We start from the raw sequence: 23,608 nt of genomic DNA, 5'->3' as shown, positions 1-23,608 counted from the left end.
AAGTGATTCATGTTGTCCTATACGAACCTGAAATTCCTGCCAACACAGGCAATATCATTCGTTTATGTGCCAATACAGGTGCGCAACTCCATTTGATCAAGCCTTTGGGCTTTGAACTGGATGATAAGAAACTGAAACGTGCAGGCCTAGATTATCACGAATGGGCAAGAATGCAGATTTGGGACAACATCGAACTTTGCCTCGCCGATTTAAAGGCAAAGGGTATTGGCATCAATGATATTTTTCCATTGACCACCAAAGGTTCTGCCACACCACATACAGTGGATTTAAATCGTCCTGTCGCCTTGCTGATGGGACCTGAAACCCGTGGCTTGCCTGAACAGGTGCGGCTGATGTTCCCGCAGGAAAACTGGATTCGTTTACCAATGGCTGAAAATTCAAGAAGCCTGAACCTTTCCAACGCAACCGCGGTGATCGTCTATGAAGCTTGGCGGCAGCAGGGGTTTAATGCACTGACCTGATTGCCAAAAGTTTTTATATATCACCATAGGGACTTGCCACAACTAGGGTATAACCGTTTGGATCTTTAAACCAAATCTCCCGATGATTTGCATTGGGATTGTATTTAGGCCCCTCTAAAATCTCGACTTGATGGGCTTGTAATTTATCAACAAGCTGATCAAAGTGAGCACTCTCAAACCACAACAACACACCATTTCCAACAATTCGTTCAGGCTTGCCAATATGCGGATGCTCATGTGCCTGCCATTGGTGTAGCTGTAGCACCATGCGTTGTTCAAACAGCAACTGTTCATATTCCTTGCCGCCGTGACCGCTTTGCAAGCCGAGTATTGTTTGATACCACTGACTGGTTTTTTCAACATCTGCAACGGCAATTAAAGGCTGTGGATACATATTGAACCTCACATTTCTTGTTGTTGTGTGGCATCAAAACGTTGCTGGGCCGAGATCACCTGCTCAATATTGCTTTCCGCCCAGTCTTTCAGTTGATATGCCATTTTCGCCACTTCAATCCCTAACAAGGTTAATGAATAATCGACACGGATGGGAGAGGTGTTTTGTACCCGCCTTTCAATAAAGCCATCGCGTTCAAGCATTTTCAGTTTTTGTGAAAGGACTTTGGGGGAAATCCCCTGAATGTTCTTTTTCAATAAATTGAAGTGCTGGGTTTCCTGGGAAAGGGTATTGATGATCAACAATACCCACTTGTCCGCAATTTTTTCAAAAAATAATCTGGCAGGACAATGTTGCTGATAAATATCATATTTTAATGCCTGATTCATGTCTGGAATCCTCAAATTTCCCATTTTATAACCCTAGTTACCAATTGGTAACTAATTGACACCTAGTTTCTAAAATATATCATTAAATCGAAGTTTTGAAAAATTTAGGATATTCCCATGTCAAAAATCGCAGTTGTTTACTTTTCTGGTTATGGTCACACCAAAGTCATTGCTGAAACCTTTGCTCAAACCATTGAGGCATCTTTAATCGAAATTGACCAAAATGGTGATATTGCAGAGCAGGACTGGCAAACCTTAAATGATGTGCAGGGCATTGTCTTTGGGGCACCAACCTACATGGCTGCCACACCTTGGCAGTTTAAGAAGTTTGCCGATGCGTCCTCAAAAATCTGGTTTACACGTGGCTGGCAGGACAAGGTGTTTGCAGGTTTCACCAATAGTGCAAGCCTGAATGGAGACAAGCAGGTTACCCTTATTCAATTGCAAACTCTGGCTTCACAGCATGGGGGGATCTGGGTAAGTTTGGGTTTGCTTCCAGCCAACACCAAGGCTGCTACACGTGAAGATATAAACAACTTGGGTGGTTCAGTGGGGTTATTGGTTCAGTCCCCATCAGATGCAGGCGTCGATGAAATTCCAGCAGGGGATTTGGAAACTGCCAAGCTATACGCACAACGGGTGAAATCAATTGTTGAAAAGCTACATGGCTAAGCTTTTTTAAGGCGGTAAAAAAGGCGCATTGAGCGCCTTTTCTATTTTAACCAGTTTAACGGTCATCAAACTCATTATGCTGAGGGGCATTGTATTTAAAGCCTTTGGTTTTATAACCAAGGTATAAAATACCGAACATTGCCCACCATAAGCCATATTTCAATGCCGTGTCTTCAATTTCAAGCCACATAGCAAAAACGCTGAGAAAGCCCAAGAGCGGAATAATCACAAAGCTCACAATGTCCTTGAAGTTCTTGGTACGGCCATCACGTAAGGCATAACGTGAAATCACGGACAGGTTCACAAATGTGAACGCAATCAGGGCACCAAAACTGATCATGGAAATCACCACATCCAGACTCATGAAACCCGCACTTAATGCCACCAATCCAACAATCAGAATGTTATAGGATGGCGTAAAGGTTTTAGGGCTGATATGGCCAAAGATTTTCTTGTTGATGACACCGTCCCGACCCATCACATACATTAAGCGTGATACACCTGCATGGGCAGAAATCCCTGATGCCATGACCGTCACAATCGCAAAGGCAAGCACATAGGACTGGAATAACGAGCCACCCACCAGTAACAGGATGTCAGGTTGGGTTGCGGCGACGTCCTCAAAATAAGTTTTAGGATCATTCGGGAAGTAGATTTGCATAAAGTAGGTACTGATAATAAACACAATACCTGCAAATAATGCGGTCAGGAAAATCGCTTTAGGCAGCGTCTTTTCAGTGTCCTTGGTTTCTTCTGCCAGTGAGCTGAGCGAGTCAAAGCCCGTAAACGAGAAGCACAGCAGGGTTGCACCTGTAATCAATGCCCCTACAGAAGTCAGGTCATTCCAGAATGGTTCCAGGCTCCAGAGCTGGTAACGGGTTTCTGCGGTAATTGGACCTTCAGCATTATATCCCATCTGTAGTTTGCTATAGACCAGATAGGTGAATACAGCAATCACGATAAGCTGGACGAGGACAATCAGGCTGTTAAAGTTCGCCACAAAACGTGCACCACGTAGGTTGATGCCAGTCATAAAGGCGGTCAGAACAATCACCCAGACCCAGTGGTTTACATTCGGGAATAATGCGTCAAGATAGATGCCTGCCAGAATGATATTGACCATTGGTGACAGCAGATAGTCCAGCCATGATGACCAGCCCACCATAAAGCCCACATTGGGATGGATGGATTTTTGTGCATAGGTATAAGCCGACCCTGATGATGGGTAACGACGAATCATGTGACCATAACTGATCGACGTGAATAAAATTGCAATTAGGGCAACAATATAGGAGGTCGGAACATGATGATGACTTTCTTCCGATACCAGTCCGAAAGTGTCAAACAAAGTCATGGGTTGAATGTAGGCTAAGCCAATAATGATAATGTGCCAGAGACCTAGCGTTTTTTGCAGCTTAGCTACCGATGGAGTCCCAGAGATATTTGTCAACGGCGTTATCCTCATAATCGTTGATCAAGGATCAGCTATGGTTTAAGGATCGTTTGAGACGAAAACGATCCCCCCTATAGAAAAAAAGAAGTTCGCCAATCTATCGTAAATTGATGAACATTGTCAGTACTTTTACGCTTTTTTTAGCAATTTTTTTGCCAGTTGTGCAGAGAAACAGATGAATAAAAATTCATTGAAATGAAAAAAGCCCCGATCATTGGTTCAGATCAGGGCCCATACATGATAATTTTTTATCTAAATAAATGAATTACCAAGCTTTTTGTAGAATTGCACGTAGATCCTGCAAACTTGCCTCTTTCGGATTGTAAATGATAGAACCATCATTTAATGCTTTCTCAGCCACTTCATCCAACTGCGCTTCAGTTACCTTACCTGTTTCACGCAGGGTACGTGGTAGCTTGGTGAGGCTGAATAGGCGGTCACGCATGGTTAAAATGGTTGCAATCGCCTTATCCGCACGCTGGCTGGCAGGTGTTTGTGCATAAATGTCTGCACCTGCAAGTGGCAGTAATAATTCACCAATTTTATCGCCATTGATCTCTTTGTTATATTCAAGCACATATGGCAGGAATAGGTTCATGCATAAACCGTGGGGCAGGTGAGCCACCGCACCTAGGGCATGGCCAAGTGAGTGAACCAGACCAACCATTGAGTTGGAGAACGCAATACCCGCCATGGTCGAAGCCTGTGCCAACTCTAAACGGCCTTGGGCATCACTAGGGTTGTCCAGCACCTTGAACAGGTTTTCACTGATCTTCTTGATTCCTGCACTTGCATAGGCATCACTTAATGGATTCGCTGCTAAACAGGTGTATGCCTCAACACAGTGCGTGAGTGCATCCATTCCAGTCATTGCGGTTAAGTGTGGTGGCAAAGTCAAGGTCATGCGTGGGTCAAGAATCGCAGCATGAGGCATCAAGTAGTAGGATGCAAATGCCAGCTTCACATTACGCTGGGTATCTGATACCACGGCAACCATGGTGACTTCAGAGCCTGTACCAGACGTGGTTGGAATTACGAAGAATGGCTTTAATGGTTTTGGAAGATTATGCGCACCAGAGTATTGAAGCAGGTCATTGCCACCCTCAGACACAAGGATGTTGGTTGCCTTAGAGGTGTCAATCACTGAACCGCCACCAATCGCAATAATCGCATCACAGTTTTGCTTACGGTAAAGTTCCGCTGCCTGACGTACCACTTCCAGGCTTGAATCTGGTGGAACATCATCAAAGATTGCGCCAATCACGGCATCAGTGGTGCTGAATGCCGCCTCGATTGGACCAAGTAAACCGTTGGCGCGCACACCTTTATCGGTAATGATCATTGGGCGTTTTGCGCCTAAAGTTGCAAGCTCAAACGGGATATGCTCTAGCGCGGCATTACCAGCAATTACCTTTACAGGACAGAAAAATTCGTAATAAGGCTTAGCCATGTTATGCGCTCCGTTTGAAATATGATTGTGCGACTTTGAGGTAGATATTTTTTGCGCCAGTGAATTTTTCTTTTAATGTTAATTCAGCTGGATAGCGCTTGACTGCAAGGTTGGCGATCAGCTTAGGCAGGATCAACGCTTCCATCTTGTTCAGGCAACGCACAAGACGGATTGCACTGGATACATCACCATCGGCAATCATGCGGTCATTGGCAAATGCCTGGGCAGTGCTCTCCTGAAACGAGAAAACCAGAAATGCATGGGTAAGATGCTTGAACGTGATGGTTAAGTCAGGCTTGCCTTTATAGTTAGAGAGAAGCTCTAACTGTTTTTCTTCTGTTACTCGCGCAACAAATGCAGGTCCATTTGGAAAAACATTCATTGAAAGTATAAAGCCAACAGGAAACTTGGAAACTTCCTGTTGTACTTCATCGTCCACTTGGCTTGCCATTACTAAACCACGACCAACAACATCCATCATGAGTTTTACGTAGGCAAATTGCAAAGTGGGCTTCACTGCTTTGGTCGAAATCACTTGCGTATCCCTTGTTAAAATTATGCAAAAGCAAATTTAGAGTAATTACTCTAATTTATTTCTCTAAAATTGAAAAGTAGTTTATTCAGATTTGACTTCAGGGTCATGAAAGAAATTCGTATTTTTTAAATAACAAACAAAATCATGACAGAGTTGCTCAAAGCTTGGGTAATCTTCAAGCAGGTCTTGCAAGCGTACCATTTCCAACCCTGCGTATCCACAAGGATTAATGGTTTGGAAGCCTGTCAGATCACAGTCAACATTCAGGGCCAAACCGTGGTAGCTGCGTCCCCGACGGATTTTAAAACCAAGAGAGCCGATCTTACGCCCGTCCACATAGACGCCAGGTGCATCAGGCTTTGCATAGGCCTGGATATTGTATTGTTGAAGCAGGTCAATCATGGCCTTTTCAGCAAAGCTGACCAAGGTGCGTACATGCCATTTCAGGCGGTTTAAATCAAACAGGAAGTAGGCGACCAGTTGTCCCTGTCCATGCCATGTCACTTGCCCTCCACGGTCTGTTTGAACGATAGGGAGGTTGCTCTGTACGAGAATATGTTCTGCCTTGCCTGCTTGACCCTGTGTAAGTACATCCTGATGCTGTAATAGCCAAACCTCGTCAGGTGTGCTTTCGTCGCGATTCGCCGTAAAGTCTTTCATGGCTTCAAAGCGCGAGCTGTAGTCTTGTAGATCTTTGAAACAGCGGATAATTAAGGAGGGTTTACTAGGGCTCGTCACAATAAACTTCCTTTGAGGTTTTAGTTATAGAAATAATACCAACCTGTAAAATTAAATTAAAAAATTATTAGAAAAGGAAAACACAGTTTTCCCCTACAATTCAATCTGATATATGTGTAGGGACGAACTGTGTTCGTCTTCTTGGAAATGTAAAAATTTAATTTATTTATGAGGATTGGTATAACTAATTGATGTTTTCAGATTCTGGAGCAATAGACATATATTCATCAAAATTTTCAATATAATCATCCAGATTTTCTTCAAGCATTTTTCTATATTCGGCTAGAAAATATTGGATGGTTTCTTCTTTTGCTTGTTCTAACTCTGTACCTGTATTCCATCCACAGGCACTGATCCACGCATTAAAGCGTGAGGTAGCATAAAGCATGGAAGCACTGACTTTACCTTTACCAATTTGATCAGTGATTTGTTCATTGGATAATTGAATGTGCTGGTCAGCCCGTTCATAAAACTCATCATCAACGTGTTGCATTTTTATTTCCTTAAAAGAAAAATCCAAAACACTTTCGTATTTTGGATTTCTATTTACAGTGCTGTCTTGATTAAAGGACAGGCGGCAAGATCAGCATACAGGGCATGAACCTGTTCCAGTTCTTCAAAGCGCAGCTGCGCGGTTAAAGAGTGGTATTTTCCTGTACGTGATGGCTGTACCTTGACTGAGTCACCATCAAATTCAGGAAAGTGCTTTTGCAAAATATCTACAACAGCCACTCGAAGTTCATCCCCAGCATGACCAATCAACTTGATTGGATAGTCCATCGGGAAAACCCAAAGATGTTCTTGCAATTCGCGAGATGGAGTGCGGTCTACCATGAGTAACCTCTTAATTTGAAACGCCTGCATCAGTGCAGGCGCTTATGATCTAACTAAGTAAATGGGGATGAAGTGTTTAACTTCAAGCCCTGCACAAGAGCATGGCTTTGCTCTTGATACAGGTTGTCCCTAGTCATTAGTCATTTTCAAGGAATGAACGTAGGTGCTCTGAACGAGATGGGTGACGTAGTTTACGCAGTGCTTTCGCCTCAATCTGACGAATACGCTCACGCGTCACGTCAAACTGCTTGCCCACTTCCTCTAAGGTATGGTCAGTTGGCATATCAATACCAAAACGCATTTTCAACACTTTCGCTTCACGTTCAGTCAGGTTCTCAAGCACTTCGCGGGTCGCTTCCTTTAAGCCTTCAGAGGTTGCGGCATCTACTGGAGAAGTGATGTTGGAGTCCTCAATGAAGTCACCAAGATGCGAATCTTCATCATCACCAATCGGTGTTTCCATCGAAATCGGTTCTTTGGCGATTTTCAGCACCTTACGGACTTTAACCTCATCCATTTCCAGACGTTCGCCCAACTCTTCAGGAGTTGGTTCACGGCCCATTTCCTGAAGCAACTGGCGGGAAACACGATTGATCTTGTTAATGGTTTCAATCATGTGTACTGGAATACGAATGGTACGCGCCTGATCCGCAATCGAACGGGTGATCGCCTGACGAATCCACCAGGTTGCATAGGTTGAGAACTTGTAACCACGACGGTATTCAAACTTGTCCACCGCTTTCATCAAACCGATGTTGCCTTCCTGAATCAGGTCAAGGAACTGCAAGCCACGGTTGGTATATTTCTTCGCAATCGAGATAACCAAACGTAGGTTGGCCTCAACCATCTCTTTCTTGGCACGGCGGGCTTTCGCTTCACCAACAGCCATACGTTTAGAAATATCCTTGATATCCTTAACGTTTAAATCCAGTTCTTTTTCAATGTCAGCAATCTTTTGCTGGAATGCCAACACGTCAGGGCGTACTTTTTCCAGATGGCCCTTGATTTCAGCAGGTGCCTTGGCAATCTGCTCATCCAGCCAGGCTGGGTTTGATTCCTGTTCTGGGAACGTCATACGGAACTGGTTGCGATCCATACGACCACGACGCACCGCATAACGCATGATTTCACGTTCATTTGCACGGATTTGGTCATGGGTACCACGAATCATTTCTGAAATGATGTCAAACAGGCGAGGTGTAAATTTGAACATCATAAACACGGCAGCCAAAGACTCTAGTGCAGCTTTTGCCTCGTCACTATTGCGACCATGTTTTTCAATGACAGATTTGGTTTGGTTCCAGGCAGTTTCCAATTCCGAGAAACGAACTTTGGCCACTTCAGGGTCTGGACCTGAATCACCTTCAGAATCATCATCACCCTCAGACTCTTCCTCTTCGTCATCATCATCAAGCTTGACTTCCTTAGTGGTGGAAGTCGCGTTTTCATCTTCCTCAAGCTCCGCTTCTTCTTCAAGAACTTCAGGAATATCCTCATCGGTTTCAGGATCTAAATAGCCTGAAAGAATATCGGCAAGGCGACGCTCGCCAGTTAAAAAATCATTATATTCTTTTAAAACGACTTCCACGGCATTTGGCCAGTAAGCGATTGAGTGTAAAACGTCACGGATACCTTCCTCGATGCGTTTTGCAATACTGATCTCGCCTTCACGCGTAAGAAGTTCAACCGTGCCCATTTCACGCATGTACATGCGTACAGGGTCTGTGGTACGGCCTGGTTCACTTTCAACCGATGCCAGTACGGCAGCAGCCTCTTCCTCGGCAACCTCATCGGCAGCCTCGGTAGATTCACCAAACATGGTGTCATCGGTTTCAGGCGCACGTTCATGCACAGGAATACCAACGTCCTGAAGCATCTGGATGATGTCTTCAATCTGCTCACTTTCCGTAATTGAGTCTGGTAGATGATCGTTAACCTCAGCGTAAGTTAAGTAACCTTGTTCTTTGCCTCGGCTAATCAGAGCCGCTACTTGCGAAGTAGGGGAATTCATATCGCTCATCTTTGCTTACTCTTTTGTTGAATCTGTGGCGGTGAAAAACCGTGCATGATAGCACAGTTCACGGAGAATGTTCTGGATTTGATCCGTTGGCTTTAAATAAAAAATAGTATTGATTTCACGTCTGTTTCTTGAATATGGGGTTAATTCATAATTTTTCAAGCAGTCCATCCTTTTTGCAGAACTTTTTTGATTGGTATTGTCCTGGGATTATAATTACACAAAAAAACCGCCGAAAAAAAGTACAAATCACCGATTTATAGCAAAAAAATAAAATAAAACTTGACAAGGTGGTTTAAGACAGATAAATAGCGGCTAGACCCATTTATATTTTTCGTATAAGAGGTACTTAGTGTCTTCTACAGATTTTGAATTAGATGATGATAACTACGGCGATGATGATGTTGGTTTTGATGAATCATCAGGAAAAATCAGTGCCAAGGAATCATTGGAAAAACGCCGTTTGATTGATGATCTGTTGGCTCAGCGTCGTTTGGAACGAGAATTAAAAGATTTTGACTACGATTTCGACGATGATGACCTTGATGACGAAGACTAGGCAAAATTGCTGAGAATTTGCGTCTGAAAATGTTATGCTGTCGAAAATGTAACTTTAGAGCTGGATAAAAAATGAGTACCCTGGATTTAGACTTGTTAAGTAATTATCTTGACGGTGACCAAAACGAATATGGTTTAGATTTTGCGGCGACTCATGGCTTTTTGTGTGCTATCGCTGTTGGCCCAAAGTTTGACCGTTGGCTGGATGAGCTGTTCGAGAGCAATCAAAAGAAAGTTCCGAGTGAGATCATCGAACAGATTAAAGTCTGGCTGGAATCAATTCGTCAGGATTTGGCTAATGAAAATGGAATTGAGTTTCCATTTGAAATTGAAGAGGCCGATGTGGATTCAAGTTTAGGTGACTGGAGTGTCGGTTTCGTTGATGCCATGTTCCTGAACGAAGATGCCTGGTTTACGCCAGAATATGAAGAACAACTGGTTGATTTGACTTTGCCGATCATGGTGTTTAGTGGCATTGATGAGGAAGATCCGCAAATGGAGTCTTTCCGTCGCAATGGTCAGTTGATGGATGAATTGGCTGAGGAAATTCCAGATAACCTCAATGAGATTTATCTCATGTACCATACACCAGCTTGATGACAGGTTTGACGCCGTAATGATAGCGGCTCATATATACGCCAGGTTAAGTATTTAAACGTCCTTATGGACGTTTTTTATTTTGAGATGAGGCTATTTCTTTAGCAGCCAAATTTTTTCCTGGGCATTCACTTTTCCTTTGAGCAGTTCAGTTTGGCTATCGAGTAGCTCTATGTCATATTCACTGGAATAGTAGTCTTGAAGCTGTTGGGTGGAAATGGAAAAAGGCGGACCAGCCATCATGGATTGATCATACTCAAAGCTAATCACTAATTGTGACGCATCACCACCAATCTGAATGAGATGCTGGACATATTGGCTTCGCATTTCTTCTGGCAGGGCGACTAAGGCTGCCCGATCATAAATCGCATCAATCTTTCCTGTCTGTTCAACTGTCAATTCAAGTACATCACTGACAAACAGGTCAATTTGTGGATGGTGGAAGTGGCTAAGATTTCCAGACTGTGTTTCGGTAAAGGAAAGGCCAAGCGTTGAGATTAAGTCCTGAATCGCAATTGGACTCAGGTCAATTCCCACTACATGATAGCCCTGACCTAAAAGCCAATGTATGTCTAAACTTTTACCGCAGAGTGGGATAAAAATACGGCTGTTTGGAGAGAGGTTTAAGGAACCCATATATTTAACCAGTAGTGGGTGAGGCTGGTTGAGATGAAAGCCAATCTCATTTTTTTGCCATTTTTGATGCCAAAACTCATGCTGCATGGTTTTTCCTTAACTGAAATGAATAAATAATAAAGGAGAAATTTTTGTCTTTTTATGATTTCTGCCCAAGTTTTTTAGCCATTTTCCAAATGATATAAAGTATGACAACTGCCAAAATAATATAGCCAACACGCTGCATAATTAAAGACATCAGGGCCTGGTTTTCACTGAAGTGATAGCCTAAAAATGCCAGGAATGTTGTCCAGATGATCGTTCCCAAGGCACTGTAAGTCATGAACTTGCCAAAAGGCATCTTGCTCATTCCTGCGGGGATACTAATCAGCGAGCGTACCGCTGGAATCATACGGCCAAAGAAAACGATTTTATGCCCATGCTGGTTAAACCAGCCCAAGGCCTTTTCAAGGTCAGTAACCTTGATTCTAAGGAATTTGCCGTAATGTTCTATAAAACTGAATAAGCGCTGTTCAGGAATTTTACGGCCAATCCAATAAAGGATCATTGCCGCAATCAGTGAGCCTGCGCTTCCAGCAATGATAACGCCAATTAAGCTCAAATCCCCCTTGGAGGCGGTATAACCCGCAGAGGGCATAATAATTTCAGAAGGAATAGGAGGAAAAATGTTATCCAGAAACATCAAAAAAGCGATGCCTAAATATCCAAGCTTCTCCATGACTGACAAGACCCATTCTTCAAGTCCCATAATACCCTTATATAGTTCATTTGATTATTGTTTTTAGCATAGAATGGTTAATCATGATGCTCAATTGTCTAATCGTTACATCATTTTATTATTATCATAAAAAAGCCATAGTGGAACTATGGCTTTCAGTTTTTTTTAATTTTTATAGACGTTTACGTTTTGCCGCTGCAATTTGCGATTGACGCATACGGAAACCCTCTTTCTGTTTCTCTGTGGTTTTATCAATACAGAAAACACAGGAAACCCCGTGTTCATAGCTTGGCAATTCCGCTTCTTCTTTGGTTAAAGGCCAGCCGCATGCATGACACTTGATATTCTCGCCTTCCTCAACCCCGTGTGTCACGGCAGTACGGCCATCAAATACAAAACATTCACCTTCCCAAAGGCTTTCCTCGGCAGGTGTTTCTTCCAGATATTTAAGGATACCGCCCTTTAGGTGGTAAACCTCACTAAAGCCTTCCTGTAACAAGAGGGAAGTGGATTTTTCACAGCGGATACCCCCTGTACAGAACATGGCAATTTTCTTGTCTTTGTGCTGCTCAAGGTTTTGTTTTACATATTCAGGAAATTCACGGAATGTTTCTGTTTTAGGATCAATTGCGCCCTTGAATGTACCTGCCTTATATTCGTAGTCGTTGCGGGTATCCACCAGAATCACATCATCGCGGGTAATCAGCTCGTTCCATTCCTTTGGATCAAGATAATGACCAACCAGGTCACGTGGCTTAACCTCAACACCGAGGGTAACAATTTCATTCTTCAGTTTAATCTTCATCTTGCGGAATGGTTTTTCAGAGCTGGCAGACTCCTTATATTCCATTGCGGCAAAGCCTTCGTTTAACAGGAATTGATGAACCGTGTCAATTGCTGCACGGTCGCCAGCAACGGTACCATTAATTCCTTCAGAAGCGACAATCAGAGTTCCACATAAATTGATGCCATTCACTAAGTCCAGAAGACGTTTTTGCAGATCGGCTGCATCCGCAACTTCTTTAAATTGATATAGTGCCGCAACAACCCAATTATTGGTCGCTTGCTGTTCTACAGGTGCAAGCTGTTCTACAGTAGCGTTCATGGATAACTCCAAATGTATTAAGATAGGAAAAACAAGGCGCATATTTTAGCGTGAAATTTGAAAATAAGCGAGAAAACCATAAAATTAATATGGTTTTAGAGGAATAAGTTTTGAGTAATGATCGTCGAATCCCATCACTGACCCCATGCGCAGGGCGTTGTTCAACGGTATTTGGTGATCTGGTGTGTCGTGGATGTCGCCGTTTTAATCATGAGGTGATCCAGTGGAACACCTATACGCCTGAACAGCGGTTGGTGGTCTGGAAGCGTTTGGATGCACAACTTGACCAGATTCTGGTGCCATTGTTGCCCAATGCTAGCCTCCAGCATGTCGAGGGTTTTATCCACGGCAAGCATATTCGTATTCTGGAAAGCGCAAGTGCTGGACGTAAGCTGTATCATGCTTTAAAAGTCTGTGAGAAAAATAAGCATTTGGCACAGGAAAGTGGACTTGGAATTTCCCACCCACAGGTAAAGCTGGTCTGGGATGAGTTTGAACGACGTGTCTTGGCTTTAGCCAAGGCAAGCTATGAACTAGCCTGGCTGCGTGCCGATGGGATCAGTACAAACCTATTGCGTGCCCTAGAAGAGGATGAGCTTTAGAAAGCAATAAAAAAAGCTGCCATTTGGCAGCTTTTTCACATTAATTTCTTAAAAATTAACGTTTGATGTCACGTTGTTTTTCACCTGTATAAAGTTGGCGAGGACGGCCAATTTTATATGGGGAAGCGTGCATTTCTAACCAGTGGCTGATCCAGCCAACAGTACGGCCTAATGCAAAAATAACCGTAAACATATCAACAGGGATACCAATCGCTTTTAGGATGATACCTGAGTAGAAGTCCACGTTTGGATAAAGTTTACGTTCAATGAAGTATGGGTCGCTAAGCGCGATACGCTCAAGTTCCATTGCAAGCGCAAGTTGAGGGTCATTGATACCTAATGCACCAAGCACTTCATCACAGGTTTCTTTCATTACTTTGGCACGTGGGTCAAAGTTTTTGTAAACACGGTGACCAAAGCCCATAAGCTTCGCTTCTTTGCGTTTTACTTTTTCCATAAATTCAGCAACGTTTTCAACGCTACCGATTTCAGCCAACATTTTCAGTACAGCTTCGTTTGCACCGCCGTGTGATGGTCCCCAAAGTGCAGAAATACCTGAAGAGATACATGCATATGGGTTTGCACCAGTAGAACCAGCAAGACGTACAGTAGATGTAGACGCATTTTGTTCGTGGTCAGCATGAAGCGTGAAGATACGGTCCATTGCTTTAGACAAAATCGGATTAACTTTATAGTCACGATCCGCAGGCGTAGCAAACATCATATGCAGGAAGTTTTCTGCATAGTTTAGGTCGTTACGTGGGTAAATGAATGGTTGTCCAATCGTGTATTTGTAGCTCCACGCCGCAAGCGTAGGAATTTTCGCGATAAGACGAATTGCAGTGATTTCACGGTGGTTGATATCTTCGATATCCAAACCATTGTGATAGAACGCAGACAACGCACCAACAACACCAACCATTATAGCCATTGGATGCGCATCACGACGGAAACCATTGAAGAAACGGCTTACCTGATCGTGAACCATGGTGTGGTTGCGTACTTTAGCGTCAAATTCCGCTTTTTGTTCAGCATTTGGAAGCTCGCCATTTAACAGTAAATAGCAAGTTTCGAGGTAGTCTGCTTGAGTCGCTAATTGATCAATTGGATAACCACGGTGCAATAATACACCTTTGTCACCATCAATGAATGTGATCTTAGATTCGCAAGCAGCTGTCGCCATAAAACCAGGATCGAAAGTAAAATGACCCGATGCCAATACATCTTTAACGTCAATTACATCTGGGCCCAATGTGCCGCTGTAAATTGGTAATTCAATTTCTTTGCCATCAAGCTGTAATACGGCTTTTTTGCCAGTTGCTGCAGACATTCAATAGATCTCCTGTCCTGGTGAATGATTATCTGACTCGAAATCCTAATCTTGTCATGTGCGAATCAGACGGTGTCAAAATTTGCTATAAGATTAGTGGCTACTAAAATTTTGTCAATTATACTTAGGGATAAAAAATGACATTGCTACAGTCAATTAGTCATTCAGTATCAAAGAAAAAATTGAGTAAATTCACAGCATCGGTCGAGTATAATATGTCAAATCATGTTTCAGGTGCATAAAAAAAATGAAGCACCAGTACAATTGTAAGTAAATTTTTACTCTGGTGATATTTTGGTGCCTGTAAAATTAAGGGCTTAGCTCACCAAAACCCTATATATCTCATGGTCTCGCGTTAAATAATAGTTCAAAAAACAGTTTAAAGGCTGATATATAACGGCATAAGTGGTTCATTATGGTGCGATTGATTGATTAAAAATAAATCGATGTATTTATATGGATTAGGCCTGAATAATAGATTAGTGGTTAATTATATTTAATATATAAATGAGGGGTATTATTTATGACTATGCTTAAAGCCGACTCATTTAATGGGGTTTTACTGAGAAAAACATATTTTTTTTGAAATAAATAATAAGCATTTTTTCCAGCTTGGAACTATTCATAAAAAAAAGTTTTGTATTTTTGTTTTTATAAAACAATTGGATAAAAGAATTTGGACAAAAATTTAATTTATCTGGGAAATATTGTGTATGTGAATGATTCTTATTTATTATTTTTTTCGACTAAAGCGAAAGCTGATTGTTTGTATTTTGATATTTCACGTTTTATAATTCGGTGTCGTTATAGGTTAGGCATGAGCTGTGCTTGCCTAACAATGCCAGCTTTCCTTTGAATTAATTCAAACAAACTCCAGTTGGAGTTTCTACTTACAGGATGCCCGCTGTGAAAAGCAACAGACCTGTCAATTTGTCCATGGGTCAAGTTTTAGCTGTAAACTTAAAATCACCCGTGGCTATTGCATCAATTCTGCACCGTTTATCAGGTGTGATCGTTTTCTTATTGGTCGCAGTTCTTTTATGGATTTTGGATAAATCTTTATCTTCACCAGAAGGATTTGACTACGTTAAAAATGTCGTTTTCGGAAATATCATTGTACGTTTCATCGTATGGGTATTTGTAGCTGGATTAATTTTCCACTTTATCGCAGGAATCAAGCATTTACTTGCCGACCTCGGTTTTGCTGAAGAATTACAGAGCGGTCGCATCGCAGCTACAATCGCATTGATCTTGTCTGCGGTTGGTATTATCGCAGCCTTTGTATGGATTATGTTCTGATGAAAAGTGCTACAGGTTTAACAGGTTCAGGTTCTCGCGATTGGTATATCCAGCGTGTGAGTGCGGTTGTATTGGCTGCCTATACTGTTGTTCTGTTTGGCTGGATTCTCTGCAACAGCGGATTTGGCTATGAACAGTGGGCTGGCTTTATGCTGACTCTGCCAATGAAGATTTTTTCTTTGTTGGCGGTGTTGTCGCTGGTTGCACATGCCTGGATTGGTATGTGGCAAGTCTTTACTGATTATGTAACGACTCGTCAGATGGGTCCATCAGCTTCAGGTTTACGCCTTGTATTGACTTCTGCCGTCATTATTTCAGTGTTCGTGTACGCAATCTGGGGTATCCAGATTTTCTGGGCAAATTGATAGGAACAGATCATGGCAACCCCTAAAGAAAATTATTTAAATATTCAAACCCTCACTTTCGATGCAGTGATCGTAGGTGGTGGTGGTTCAGGTATGCGTGCTTCTTACCAACTTGCCCAAGCAGGTTTAAAAGTTGCGGTACTGACCAAGGTATTCCCAACACGCTCGCATACCGTTGCTGCTCAAGGTGGTATCGGTGCGTCGTTAGGTAATATGCAGGAAGATAACTGGCACTATCACTTTTACGATACCGTAAAAGGTGGTGACTGGTTAAGTGACCAGGATGCATGTGAATTCATGTGTCGTGAAGCACCAAAAGTCGTGTATGAACTTGAACATCTGGGCATGCCGTTTGACCGTAATGAAGATGGTACGATCTATCAGCGTCCATTCGGTGGTCACTCTGCAAACTATGGTGAAAAAGCAGTTCCACGTGCCTGTGCTGCTGCTGACCGTACGGGCCATGCATTGCTTCATACCTTGTATCAAAGCAATGTGAAAATGGGGACTGAGTTCTTCGTTGAATGGATTGCACTTGACTTGATCCGTAACGAAGAAGGTGATGTCCTCGGTGTGACTGCATACGATCAGGAAACGGGTAACATTGCAGTATTCCAGGCAAAAGCGACATTGTTTGCTACTGGTGGTGCGGGTCGTGTTTACCGTGCATCTACCAATGCCTATATCAACACGGGTGATGGTCTTGGTATGGCTGCCCGTGCAGGTATCCCATTACAGGATATGGAGTTCTGGCAATTCCACCCAACAGGTGTTGCGGGCGCAGGTGTATTGTTGACTGAAGGTTGTCGTGGTGAGGGTGGTATCCTTCGTAACAAAGACGGCGAACCGTTCATGGAACGTTATGCACCAACTTTAAAAGACTTGGCACCGCGTGATTTCGTATCACGTTCTATGGACCAGGAAATTAAGGAAGGGCGTGGTTGTGGTCCTAAAGCGGATCATATCCTGTTGGATATGACGCATTTGGGGGCTGACACAATTATGAAACGTCTGCCATCTGTATTTGAGATTGGTAAGAAGTTCGCAAACGTTGACTGTACCAAAGAGCCAATTCCTGTTGTACCAACCATCCATTATCAAATGGGCGGTATTCCGACCAATATGCACGGTCAAGTTGTTGTGCCGCATGGTGTGGAAGAGGGTGAATTCTCTGCTCACTATGACAAGGACACCAAAGAATATACCTATAAAGGTACACGTGATTATGTAAAACCTGTGAAAGGGTTCTATGCGATTGGTGAGTGTTCTTGCGTATCTGTACATGGTGCAAACCGTTTAGGTACCAACTCATTGCTTGACCTTGTGGTATTTGGTAAAGCAGCGGGTGAGACGATCATTGACTATGTGACTAAACATCATGGTGATGATTATCAACCGTTACCAAATGATGTGTTGGAAAAAACCTTGGCGCGTATCCGTAAGCTGGATGACTCAACTTCTGGTGAAAATGCTCAGGAAGTTGCAGACGCAATCCGTGACATCGTACAAGACCACGCAGGTGTATTCCGTACTCAGGCATTGCTTGATAAAGGTGTAAAAGAGATTCTTGCGATTGAGCCACGTGTTCGCAACATTCACTTGAAAGACAAGTCTAAAGTCTTTAACACTGCACGTGTTGAGGCATTGGAAGTTGAAAACTTGTATGAAGTTGCAAAAGCGACCTTAATCTCTGCTGCTGCACGTAAGGAATGTCGTGGTGCGCATACAGTGGTTGACTATGAGTTGGCACCTGATCACCCAACATATTCATACGGCCGCCGTGATGATGAGTGGATGAAGCATACTTTATGGTATTCATCAGACAACCGTCTTGAATATAAGCCAGTTCGTTTCAGCCCATTAACGGTTGAAGCAATCGAACCTAAGCCACGTACATTCTAATCGGGAGAACAAAGATGAGTAGAGGCACTCGTACATTCGAAATCTACCGCTACGATCCTGATAAGGATAAAGCGCCGTACATGCAAACGTTTAAACTTGAGTTAACCGACAAGCACCGTATGTTGCTTGATGCGTTGCTTGCGTTGAAAGTACAGGATGAGACATTAACGTTCCGCCGTTCATGCCGTGAGGGCATCTGTGGTTCTGATGGTGTCAACATCAATGGTAAAAATGGCTTGGCTTGTTTGTGGAACCTGAACGACTTGCCAGAGAAGATTGTGATCCGTCCTTTACCTGGCTTGCCAGTGGTAAAAGACTTGGTTGTAGACATGAACCAGTTCTATGACCAGTACAACAAGATTCAGCCATTCCTGATTAACAATCAGCCAGCGCCACCAAAAGAGCGTTTGCAGTCTCAGGCAGAGCGTGAACATCTTGATGGTCTATATGAATGTATTCTTTGTGCATGTTGTTCAACTTCATGCCCATCATTCTGGTGGAACCCTGACAAGTTCCTTGGACCATCTGCATTGTTAAATGCATACCGCTTTATCATTGACTCTCGTGATACGGCAACTCAGGAACGTTTGGCTCGTTTAGATGACCCATTCTCATTGTTCCGCTGTAAAGGCATCATGAACTGTGTATCTGTTTGCCCGAAAGGTTTAAACCCAACCAAGGCAATTGGTCACATTCGTAACATGCTGTTGGATCAGGCGGGCTAATCGCTTTTCTGACCAAAAAACGGAAGCTTCGAAAGAGGCTTCCGTTTTTTATTTTGGATACGGCTGTTTATAAAGTTGGAAACATAGGGGAGTGATATTTGTATGAATCTTAAATAACCGCTGCCAGCTATATGAGGGATTCTTATAAAATTTATGATTAAGTCAAATAATAAAAATAAATATAAATCGGGTATTTGCTTTATTTTTAGGCACTCTGCGTGGTGTTTGTGCGAGATTTGTAGAGAATCTTTAACTTTGGTCGATATAAGTGCAATTTTTAGAAAAAGGGCGGTATATTAGAATATAATTGAATACGTGTATTTCGCTGGTTTATGAATGGTATGTGTCAAAAAAATCAATTCAAGCTTGATTACATGATAGGATTTCAGCCAGCAAAGGAAAGCAAAAAATAAGCATATTCCTGACGTTATCTTTAGATAATATCCAGTGAATTTATGCAGTTTTCTTTGAGTAAAGTCAATTTAGAAAAGTTAAAAACTTATTTAATTTTTCTAAAATGATTTGCAAAAAATTGCTCGATTTTATCGAGTATGAGAATGAGTTATGTGCTTTGAATTGAAGGTGCATGGCTCATTTGTTACATCAAAGGGAATACTCCTGATGTGTAGTAATAATGTCTCAAGGTTGGATGATCTTGGGTAGTAGTGTCTTGTTACCAATTTGACGCTATGAATCATGGGTGTGCTTAAAAGGCAACCTGTATTATTTTTTGCAATAGGAAATGGGTCCAAAAATGCAAGAAGTTGCTGACGCATTGCGTCTTGACACTGAACTTTCCGCTGATAGTGCAGCGTATATTGAAGAGCTTTACGAACAGTACTTAACGTCCCCAACCTCAGTGTCAGAGGACTGGCGTGAATATTTTGATAAATACCCTAAAGGTGATCAACCACATAGCAATGTGCGCGAGCAATTCCTCCTCTTAGGCCGTAATGCAAGCCGAGTTCAACCCGTCGTACAAAGTGCTGTTAGCACGGAACACGAGCGTCGCCAGATTGCTGTATTACAACTCATCGCCGCTTACCGCAACCGCGGTCATCAAAAAGCCAAACTTGATCCATTAGGTCTTGCGAAACGAGAAGAAGTTCCAGACTTGGATTTGTCTGCCCACGGTTTAACGAAGTCTGATTTAGATACGGTTTTCAATACGGGTAACCTTGCCATTGGTAAAGCGGAAGCGACATTGTCTGAAATGGTTGAGGCAATGGAGGCAACCTACTGTGGATCAATTGGTGCAGAGTATATGCACATCGTTGACACCAAGGAAAAACGCTGGATTCAACAACGTTTAGAGGGTGCACGCGGTAAATTCAACTTCACTGCCGAGCAGAAGAAAGGTTTTCTTGAGCGTTTAACGGCTGCTGAGGGGCTAGAAAAATATTTAGGTAATAAATTTGTTGGCGCGAAGCGTTTTGGTGTGGAAGGCGGTGAGTCTTTCATTCCAATGGTCAACGAAATCATTCAGCGTGCAGGTAGTGTGGGCTGTAAAGAAGTTGTGATTGGGATGCCACACCGTGGCCGTCTTAACCTGCTTGTCAACATTATGGGTAAAAACCCTGCCGACCTTTTTGGTGAGTTTGAAGGCAAAAGCCTGCACAAAAAAGGTTCTGGTGATGTGAAGTATCACCAAGGCTTCTCTTCAAATGTGATGACACCAGGTGGTGAAGTGCATTTGGCGTTGGCATTTAACCCATCACATCTTGAAATTGTGGGACCTGTTGTTGAAGGTTCGGTGCGTGCGCGTCAGGTTCGCCGTAAAGATGTGGGCGGTGATGATGTGCTGCCACTCATTGTTCATGGTGATGCGGCATTTGCTGGTCAGGGTGTGAACATGGAAACTTTCCAGATGTCACAGACCCGTGGTTATACCGTTGGTGGTACTGTTCATATTATCGTGAACAACCAGGTTGGTTTTACCACATCAGACCCACGTGATGCCCGCTCTACTGAATATTGTACCGATATTGCAAAAATGATTCAGGCACCGATTTTCCATGTCAATGGAGATGATCCTGAAGCGGTAATTTTTGCCACCCAGATTGCACATGACTTCCGTCATGAGTTCCGTAAAGATGTTGTGATTGACTTGTTCTGTTACCGTCGTCGTGGCCATAACGAGGCGGATGAACCATCTGCAACACAGCCATTGATGTACCAGATCATTAATAAAAAAGCGACCACCCGTACGCTGTATGCAGATCAACTGGTTCAGCAGCAAATTCTTGATCGCGCAAGTGCGGACAGAATGGTTGAAGATTACCGTGCTGACCTTGAAGCGGGTAACCATGTGGCGAACGCGTTGGTGACTGAGCCAAACAAGAAAATGTTTGTGGATTGGTCTCCTTATCTGGGCCATGAATATACTGATGTTTGGGATACCACAGTCAGTATTGACCGCTTAAAAGAACTTGGCAGAATCATGAATACATTACCTGAAGGTTTTGTATTGCAGCGTCAGGTCCAGAAAGTGATTGATGACCGTTTGAAAATGCAAACGGGTGAAATGCCACTCAACTGGGGTGCGGCTGAGGTTCTGGCTTATGCAACCTTGCTGGATGATGGCTTCCTTGTGCGTATCACGGGTGAAGACGTTGGTCGTGGCACATTCTCACACCGTCATGCCAAACTGCACAATCAGGCGGATGGTTCGGTTTATATCCCACTTTGCCACATTAAGGAAAACCAGCCACGTACAGCGGTTTATGATTCTTTATTGTCAGAAGAGGCGGTGCTTGCATTTGAATATGGTTATTCAACCACCTTGCCAAAAAGCCTGATCGTTTGGGAAGCCCAGTTTGGTGACTTCGCAAACTGTGCACAGGTTGTGATTGACCAGTTTATCGCTTCGGGTGAAACCAAGTGGGAGCGTGTCTGTGGTCTCACCATGTTGTTGCCACACGGTTATGAAGGTCAGGGTCCAGAGCATTCATCTGCACGTTTGGAACGTTTCCTACAGTTATGTGCTGAAGACAACATGCAGGTGATGACACCGACAACCCCAGCACAGATTTTCCATGCGTTACGCCGTCAGGCGGTTCGTCCTATCCGTAAGCCAATGATCGTAATGTCACCAAAGTCGTTATTACGTCATAAGCTTGCGACTTCAACTTTGGATGAGTTGGCAAACGGTTCATTCCAGACCGTGATTGATGAAATTGATCAAGTCAACAAGGCCGATGTGACCCGTCTGGTGCTGTGTGGTGGTAAGGTTTATTACGATTTACTCGAAAAACGTCGTGAGCTTGGTTTAAACCATATTGCGATTGTTCGTATCGAACAGTTGTATCCATACCCAGAACAGCGTTTGGCTGAAGTGATGGCTCAGTATCCAAACATCCAGGAACTTGTCTGGGCACAGGAAGAACCGAAGAATCAGGGCGCCTGGTTATTTATCGTTCCTCGTCTATACGAAGATGTTCTTAAATCTGGTAAACAAATTCGCATTAGCTATGCAGGTCGTGAAGCATCTGCCGCACCTGCCTGTGGCTCACCATACTTGCATGCAAAACAACAAGCTCAGCTCGTCAATGACGCACTGGCAATTGAAGCTGAACAATCAGGAGATTCTAAATAATGGCAACCGAAATTAAAGCACCGGTATTTCCAGAGTCAGTTGCTGACGGTACGATTGCAACCTGGCACAAGAAAGTAGGTGAACCTGTATCACGTGATGAAGTGATCTGTGACATTGAAACCGATAAAGTTGTTTTAGAAGTGGTTGCTCCAGCTGACGGTAGTTTAGTTGCAATCATCAAAAATGAAGGTGACACCGTTTTATCTGACGAAGTGATCGCACAGTTTGAGGCGGGTGCTGTTTCTGGTGCTGCCGATACTCAAGCCGTGCAAAGTGCAGCGCCTGCTCAGGTGGAGCAGGCTGTTGCAAACACTGAAGCGGGCGCAGCACCAGTTGTGCCAGTGCAGGATCAGGCTCCTGCTGTTCGTAAGGCATTGTCAGAAACAGGTATTAATGCGGCTGATGTACAGGGTACAGGTCGTGGTGGCCGCATCACCAAAGAGGATGTTGCAAGCCATCAGGCGAAACCAGCTGCATCAGTTCAGCCATTAAGCGTGGCGGTAGGCGAGCGTATCGAAAAACGTGTTCCAATGACACGTTTGCGTAAGCGTGTTGCTGAGCGTTTATTGGCGGCTACACAGCAAACAGCAATGTTGACAACATTCAATGAAGTGAACATGAAGCCAATCATGGAAATGCGCAAGCAATATAAAGATGCTTTTGAAAAGCGTCATGGTGCGCGTTTAGGCTTTATGTCTTTCTTTGTTAAGGCGGCGACTGAAGCATTAAAACGCTACCCAGCGGTAAATGCATCGATTGATGGTGATGATATTGTTTATCACGGTTTCTACGACATTGGTGTAGCAGTTTCTTCTGACCGCGGTCTGGTTGTGCCAATTCTCCGTGATACTGACCGTATGAACTATGCCGAAGTTGAGAATGGCATTGCTGGTTATGCTGCGAAAGCGCGTGAAGGCAAGTTGTCAATTGAAGAAATGACTGGTGGTACATTCACGATTACCAATGGTGGTACGTTCGGTTCATTGCTTTCAACTCCTATTTTAAACCAGCCACAAACTGCGATTTTGGGTATGCATAAAATCCAGGAACGTCCTATGGCGGTGAATGGGCAAGTTGAAATCTTGCCAATGATGTATTTAGCGCTTTCTTATGACCACCGTTTAATCGATGGTAAAGAAGCTGTCGGTTTCTTGGTGACGATCAAGGAATTGTTGGAAGAACCAGCTAAACTCATTCTTGACCTTTAATACT

At 43.3% G+C, this 23,608-nt stretch carries 24 protein-coding genes; 11 read left to right on the top strand and 13 right to left on the bottom strand.

Features of this window, described 5'->3' with window-relative positions; all coding sequences use genetic code 11:
* Window positions 1-2 precede the first annotated feature (2 nt).
* Complete coding sequence (locus QTA56_RS17710; RefSeq protein WP_267982247.1) at window positions 3-482, top strand: tRNA (cytidine(34)-2'-O)-methyltransferase; 480 nt, start codon at window positions 3-5, stop codon at window positions 480-482.
* A 13-nt stretch (window positions 483-495) separates the two neighbouring features.
* On the opposite strand, the gene QTA56_RS17705 is transcribed toward QTA56_RS17710, so the two are convergent.
* Window positions 496-876, bottom strand: a complete 381-nt coding sequence (locus QTA56_RS17705; protein ID WP_267982246.1) for a VOC family protein — start codon at window positions 874-876, stop codon at window positions 496-498.
* A gap of 8 nt (window positions 877-884) precedes the next feature.
* Entirely contained in the window at window positions 885-1,265 is a 381-nt protein-coding gene (locus QTA56_RS17700; protein ID WP_267982245.1) for a winged helix-turn-helix transcriptional regulator, read from the bottom strand.
* A 111-nt stretch (window positions 1,266-1,376) separates the two neighbouring features.
* Between QTA56_RS17700 and QTA56_RS17695 the strand changes: the two genes are divergently transcribed.
* A complete protein-coding gene (locus QTA56_RS17695) occupies window positions 1,377-1,937 on the top strand; it encodes a flavodoxin family protein (protein WP_267982253.1) in 561 nt (186 codons plus the stop codon).
* A 55-nt stretch (window positions 1,938-1,992) separates the two neighbouring features.
* Here the strand turns inward: QTA56_RS17695 and QTA56_RS17690 are convergent, their stop codons facing one another.
* From QTA56_RS17690 to rpoD, 7 genes are all read right to left on the bottom strand, one after another.
* Complete coding sequence (locus QTA56_RS17690; RefSeq protein ID WP_267982244.1) at window positions 1,993-3,402, bottom strand: APC family permease; 1,410 nt, start codon at window positions 3,400-3,402, stop codon at window positions 1,993-1,995.
* Window positions 3,403-3,655: 253 nt separating this feature from the next.
* Window positions 3,656-4,840: an iron-containing alcohol dehydrogenase gene (locus tag QTA56_RS17685; protein WP_267982243.1), complete on the bottom strand. Its 1,185-nt coding sequence runs from the start codon at window positions 4,838-4,840 to the stop codon at window positions 3,656-3,658.
* Window position 4,841: 1 nt separating this feature from the next.
* Window positions 4,842-5,375, bottom strand: coding sequence for a hypothetical protein (locus tag QTA56_RS17680; RefSeq protein WP_267982242.1), 534 nt, complete (start codon window positions 5,373-5,375; stop codon window positions 4,842-4,844).
* Window positions 5,376-5,456: 81 nt separating this feature from the next.
* Window positions 5,457-6,113, bottom strand: coding sequence for a lipoyl(octanoyl) transferase LipB (lipB, locus tag QTA56_RS17675; protein ID WP_267982241.1), 657 nt, complete (start codon window positions 6,111-6,113; stop codon window positions 5,457-5,459).
* A 184-nt stretch (window positions 6,114-6,297) separates the two neighbouring features.
* A complete protein-coding gene (locus QTA56_RS17670) occupies window positions 6,298-6,606 on the bottom strand; it encodes a DUF3144 domain-containing protein (RefSeq protein WP_267982240.1) in 309 nt (102 codons plus the stop codon).
* Between the two features lie 53 nt (window positions 6,607-6,659).
* Window positions 6,660-6,947: a YbeD family protein gene (locus QTA56_RS17665; RefSeq protein WP_267982239.1), complete on the bottom strand. Its 288-nt coding sequence runs from the start codon at window positions 6,945-6,947 to the stop codon at window positions 6,660-6,662.
* A 136-nt stretch (window positions 6,948-7,083) separates the two neighbouring features.
* Window positions 7,084-8,967 (bottom strand): RNA polymerase sigma factor RpoD, encoded by a 1,884-nt coding sequence (gene rpoD, locus QTA56_RS17660; protein WP_267982238.1) that lies wholly within the window; start codon window positions 8,965-8,967, stop codon window positions 7,084-7,086.
* Window positions 8,968-9,316: 349 nt separating this feature from the next.
* Here rpoD and QTA56_RS17655 point away from each other — a divergent pair, with 349 nt between their 5' ends.
* Together QTA56_RS17655 and QTA56_RS17650 are read left to right on the top strand one after the other, a co-directional pair.
* A complete protein-coding gene (locus QTA56_RS17655) occupies window positions 9,317-9,523 on the top strand; it encodes a PA3496 family putative envelope integrity protein (RefSeq protein WP_004908399.1) in 207 nt (68 codons plus the stop codon).
* A 71-nt stretch (window positions 9,524-9,594) separates the two neighbouring features.
* Entirely contained in the window at window positions 9,595-10,119 is a 525-nt protein-coding gene (locus QTA56_RS17650) for a YecA/YgfB family protein (RefSeq protein ID WP_267982237.1), read from the top strand.
* Between the two features lie 93 nt (window positions 10,120-10,212).
* Here the strand turns inward: QTA56_RS17650 and tmpT are convergent, their stop codons facing one another.
* From tmpT to trhO, 3 genes are all read right to left on the bottom strand, one after another.
* Window positions 10,213-10,842, bottom strand: a complete 630-nt coding sequence (gene tmpT / locus QTA56_RS17645) for a thiopurine S-methyltransferase (protein WP_267982236.1) — start codon at window positions 10,840-10,842, stop codon at window positions 10,213-10,215.
* 52 nt (window positions 10,843-10,894) lie between these two features.
* Window positions 10,895-11,503, bottom strand: a complete 609-nt coding sequence (locus QTA56_RS17640; RefSeq protein WP_267982235.1) for a DedA family protein — start codon at window positions 11,501-11,503, stop codon at window positions 10,895-10,897.
* Between the two features lie 142 nt (window positions 11,504-11,645).
* Window positions 11,646-12,578, bottom strand: coding sequence for an oxygen-dependent tRNA uridine(34) hydroxylase TrhO (trhO, locus tag QTA56_RS17635; protein WP_267982234.1), 933 nt, complete (start codon window positions 12,576-12,578; stop codon window positions 11,646-11,648).
* 110 nt (window positions 12,579-12,688) lie between these two features.
* On the opposite strand from trhO, the gene QTA56_RS17630 reads away from it, so the two are divergent.
* Window positions 12,689-13,180, top strand: coding sequence for a DUF1289 domain-containing protein (locus QTA56_RS17630; RefSeq protein ID WP_267982233.1), 492 nt, complete (start codon window positions 12,689-12,691; stop codon window positions 13,178-13,180).
* Window positions 13,181-13,235: 55 nt separating this feature from the next.
* Here QTA56_RS17630 and gltA read toward each other — a convergent pair whose 3' ends face one another.
* Window positions 13,236-14,510, bottom strand: a complete 1,275-nt coding sequence (gene gltA, locus QTA56_RS17625) for a citrate synthase (RefSeq protein ID WP_004674939.1) — start codon at window positions 14,508-14,510, stop codon at window positions 13,236-13,238.
* 897 nt (window positions 14,511-15,407) lie between these two features.
* Here gltA and sdhC point away from each other — a divergent pair.
* The 6 genes from sdhC (at window position 15,408) to odhB (ending at window position 23,604) form a co-directional block, all read left to right on the top strand.
* A complete protein-coding gene (gene sdhC / locus QTA56_RS17620; protein WP_004681507.1) occupies window positions 15,408-15,809 on the top strand; it encodes a succinate dehydrogenase, cytochrome b556 subunit in 402 nt (133 codons plus the stop codon).
* Window positions 15,809-16,174: a succinate dehydrogenase, hydrophobic membrane anchor protein gene (gene sdhD, locus QTA56_RS17615; protein ID WP_004652198.1), complete on the top strand. Its 366-nt coding sequence runs from the start codon at window positions 15,809-15,811 to the stop codon at window positions 16,172-16,174. The genes sdhC and sdhD overlap by 1 nt, the downstream gene beginning before the upstream one ends.
* A 12-nt stretch (window positions 16,175-16,186) precedes the next feature.
* Window positions 16,187-18,076, top strand: a complete 1,890-nt coding sequence (gene sdhA / locus QTA56_RS17610; protein WP_267982232.1) for a succinate dehydrogenase flavoprotein subunit — start codon at window positions 16,187-16,189, stop codon at window positions 18,074-18,076.
* A gap of 14 nt (window positions 18,077-18,090) precedes the next feature.
* Window positions 18,091-18,801 carry a succinate dehydrogenase iron-sulfur subunit gene (locus QTA56_RS17605; RefSeq protein ID WP_004755939.1) on the top strand — a complete coding sequence of 237 codons (711 nt, stop codon included), beginning with the start codon at window positions 18,091-18,093 and terminating at the stop codon, window positions 18,799-18,801.
* A gap of 754 nt (window positions 18,802-19,555) precedes the next feature.
* Complete coding sequence (locus QTA56_RS17595; protein WP_267982231.1) at window positions 19,556-22,396, top strand: 2-oxoglutarate dehydrogenase E1 component; 2,841 nt, start codon at window positions 19,556-19,558, stop codon at window positions 22,394-22,396.
* Window positions 22,396-23,604: a 2-oxoglutarate dehydrogenase complex dihydrolipoyllysine-residue succinyltransferase gene (gene odhB / locus QTA56_RS17590; protein WP_267982230.1), complete on the top strand. Its 1,209-nt coding sequence runs from the start codon at window positions 22,396-22,398 to the stop codon at window positions 23,602-23,604. Before QTA56_RS17595 ends, odhB begins: the two co-directional genes overlap by 1 nt.
* Window positions 23,605-23,608: the final 4 nt, after the last annotated feature.

This window comes from Acinetobacter thutiue, assembly GCF_030385805.1.
GTDB lineage: Bacteria > Pseudomonadota > Gammaproteobacteria > Pseudomonadales > Moraxellaceae > Acinetobacter > Acinetobacter corruptisaponis.
The sequence above is the reverse complement of the archived record's forward strand: the minus strand, read 5'-3'. Positions and strand labels throughout refer to the sequence as shown.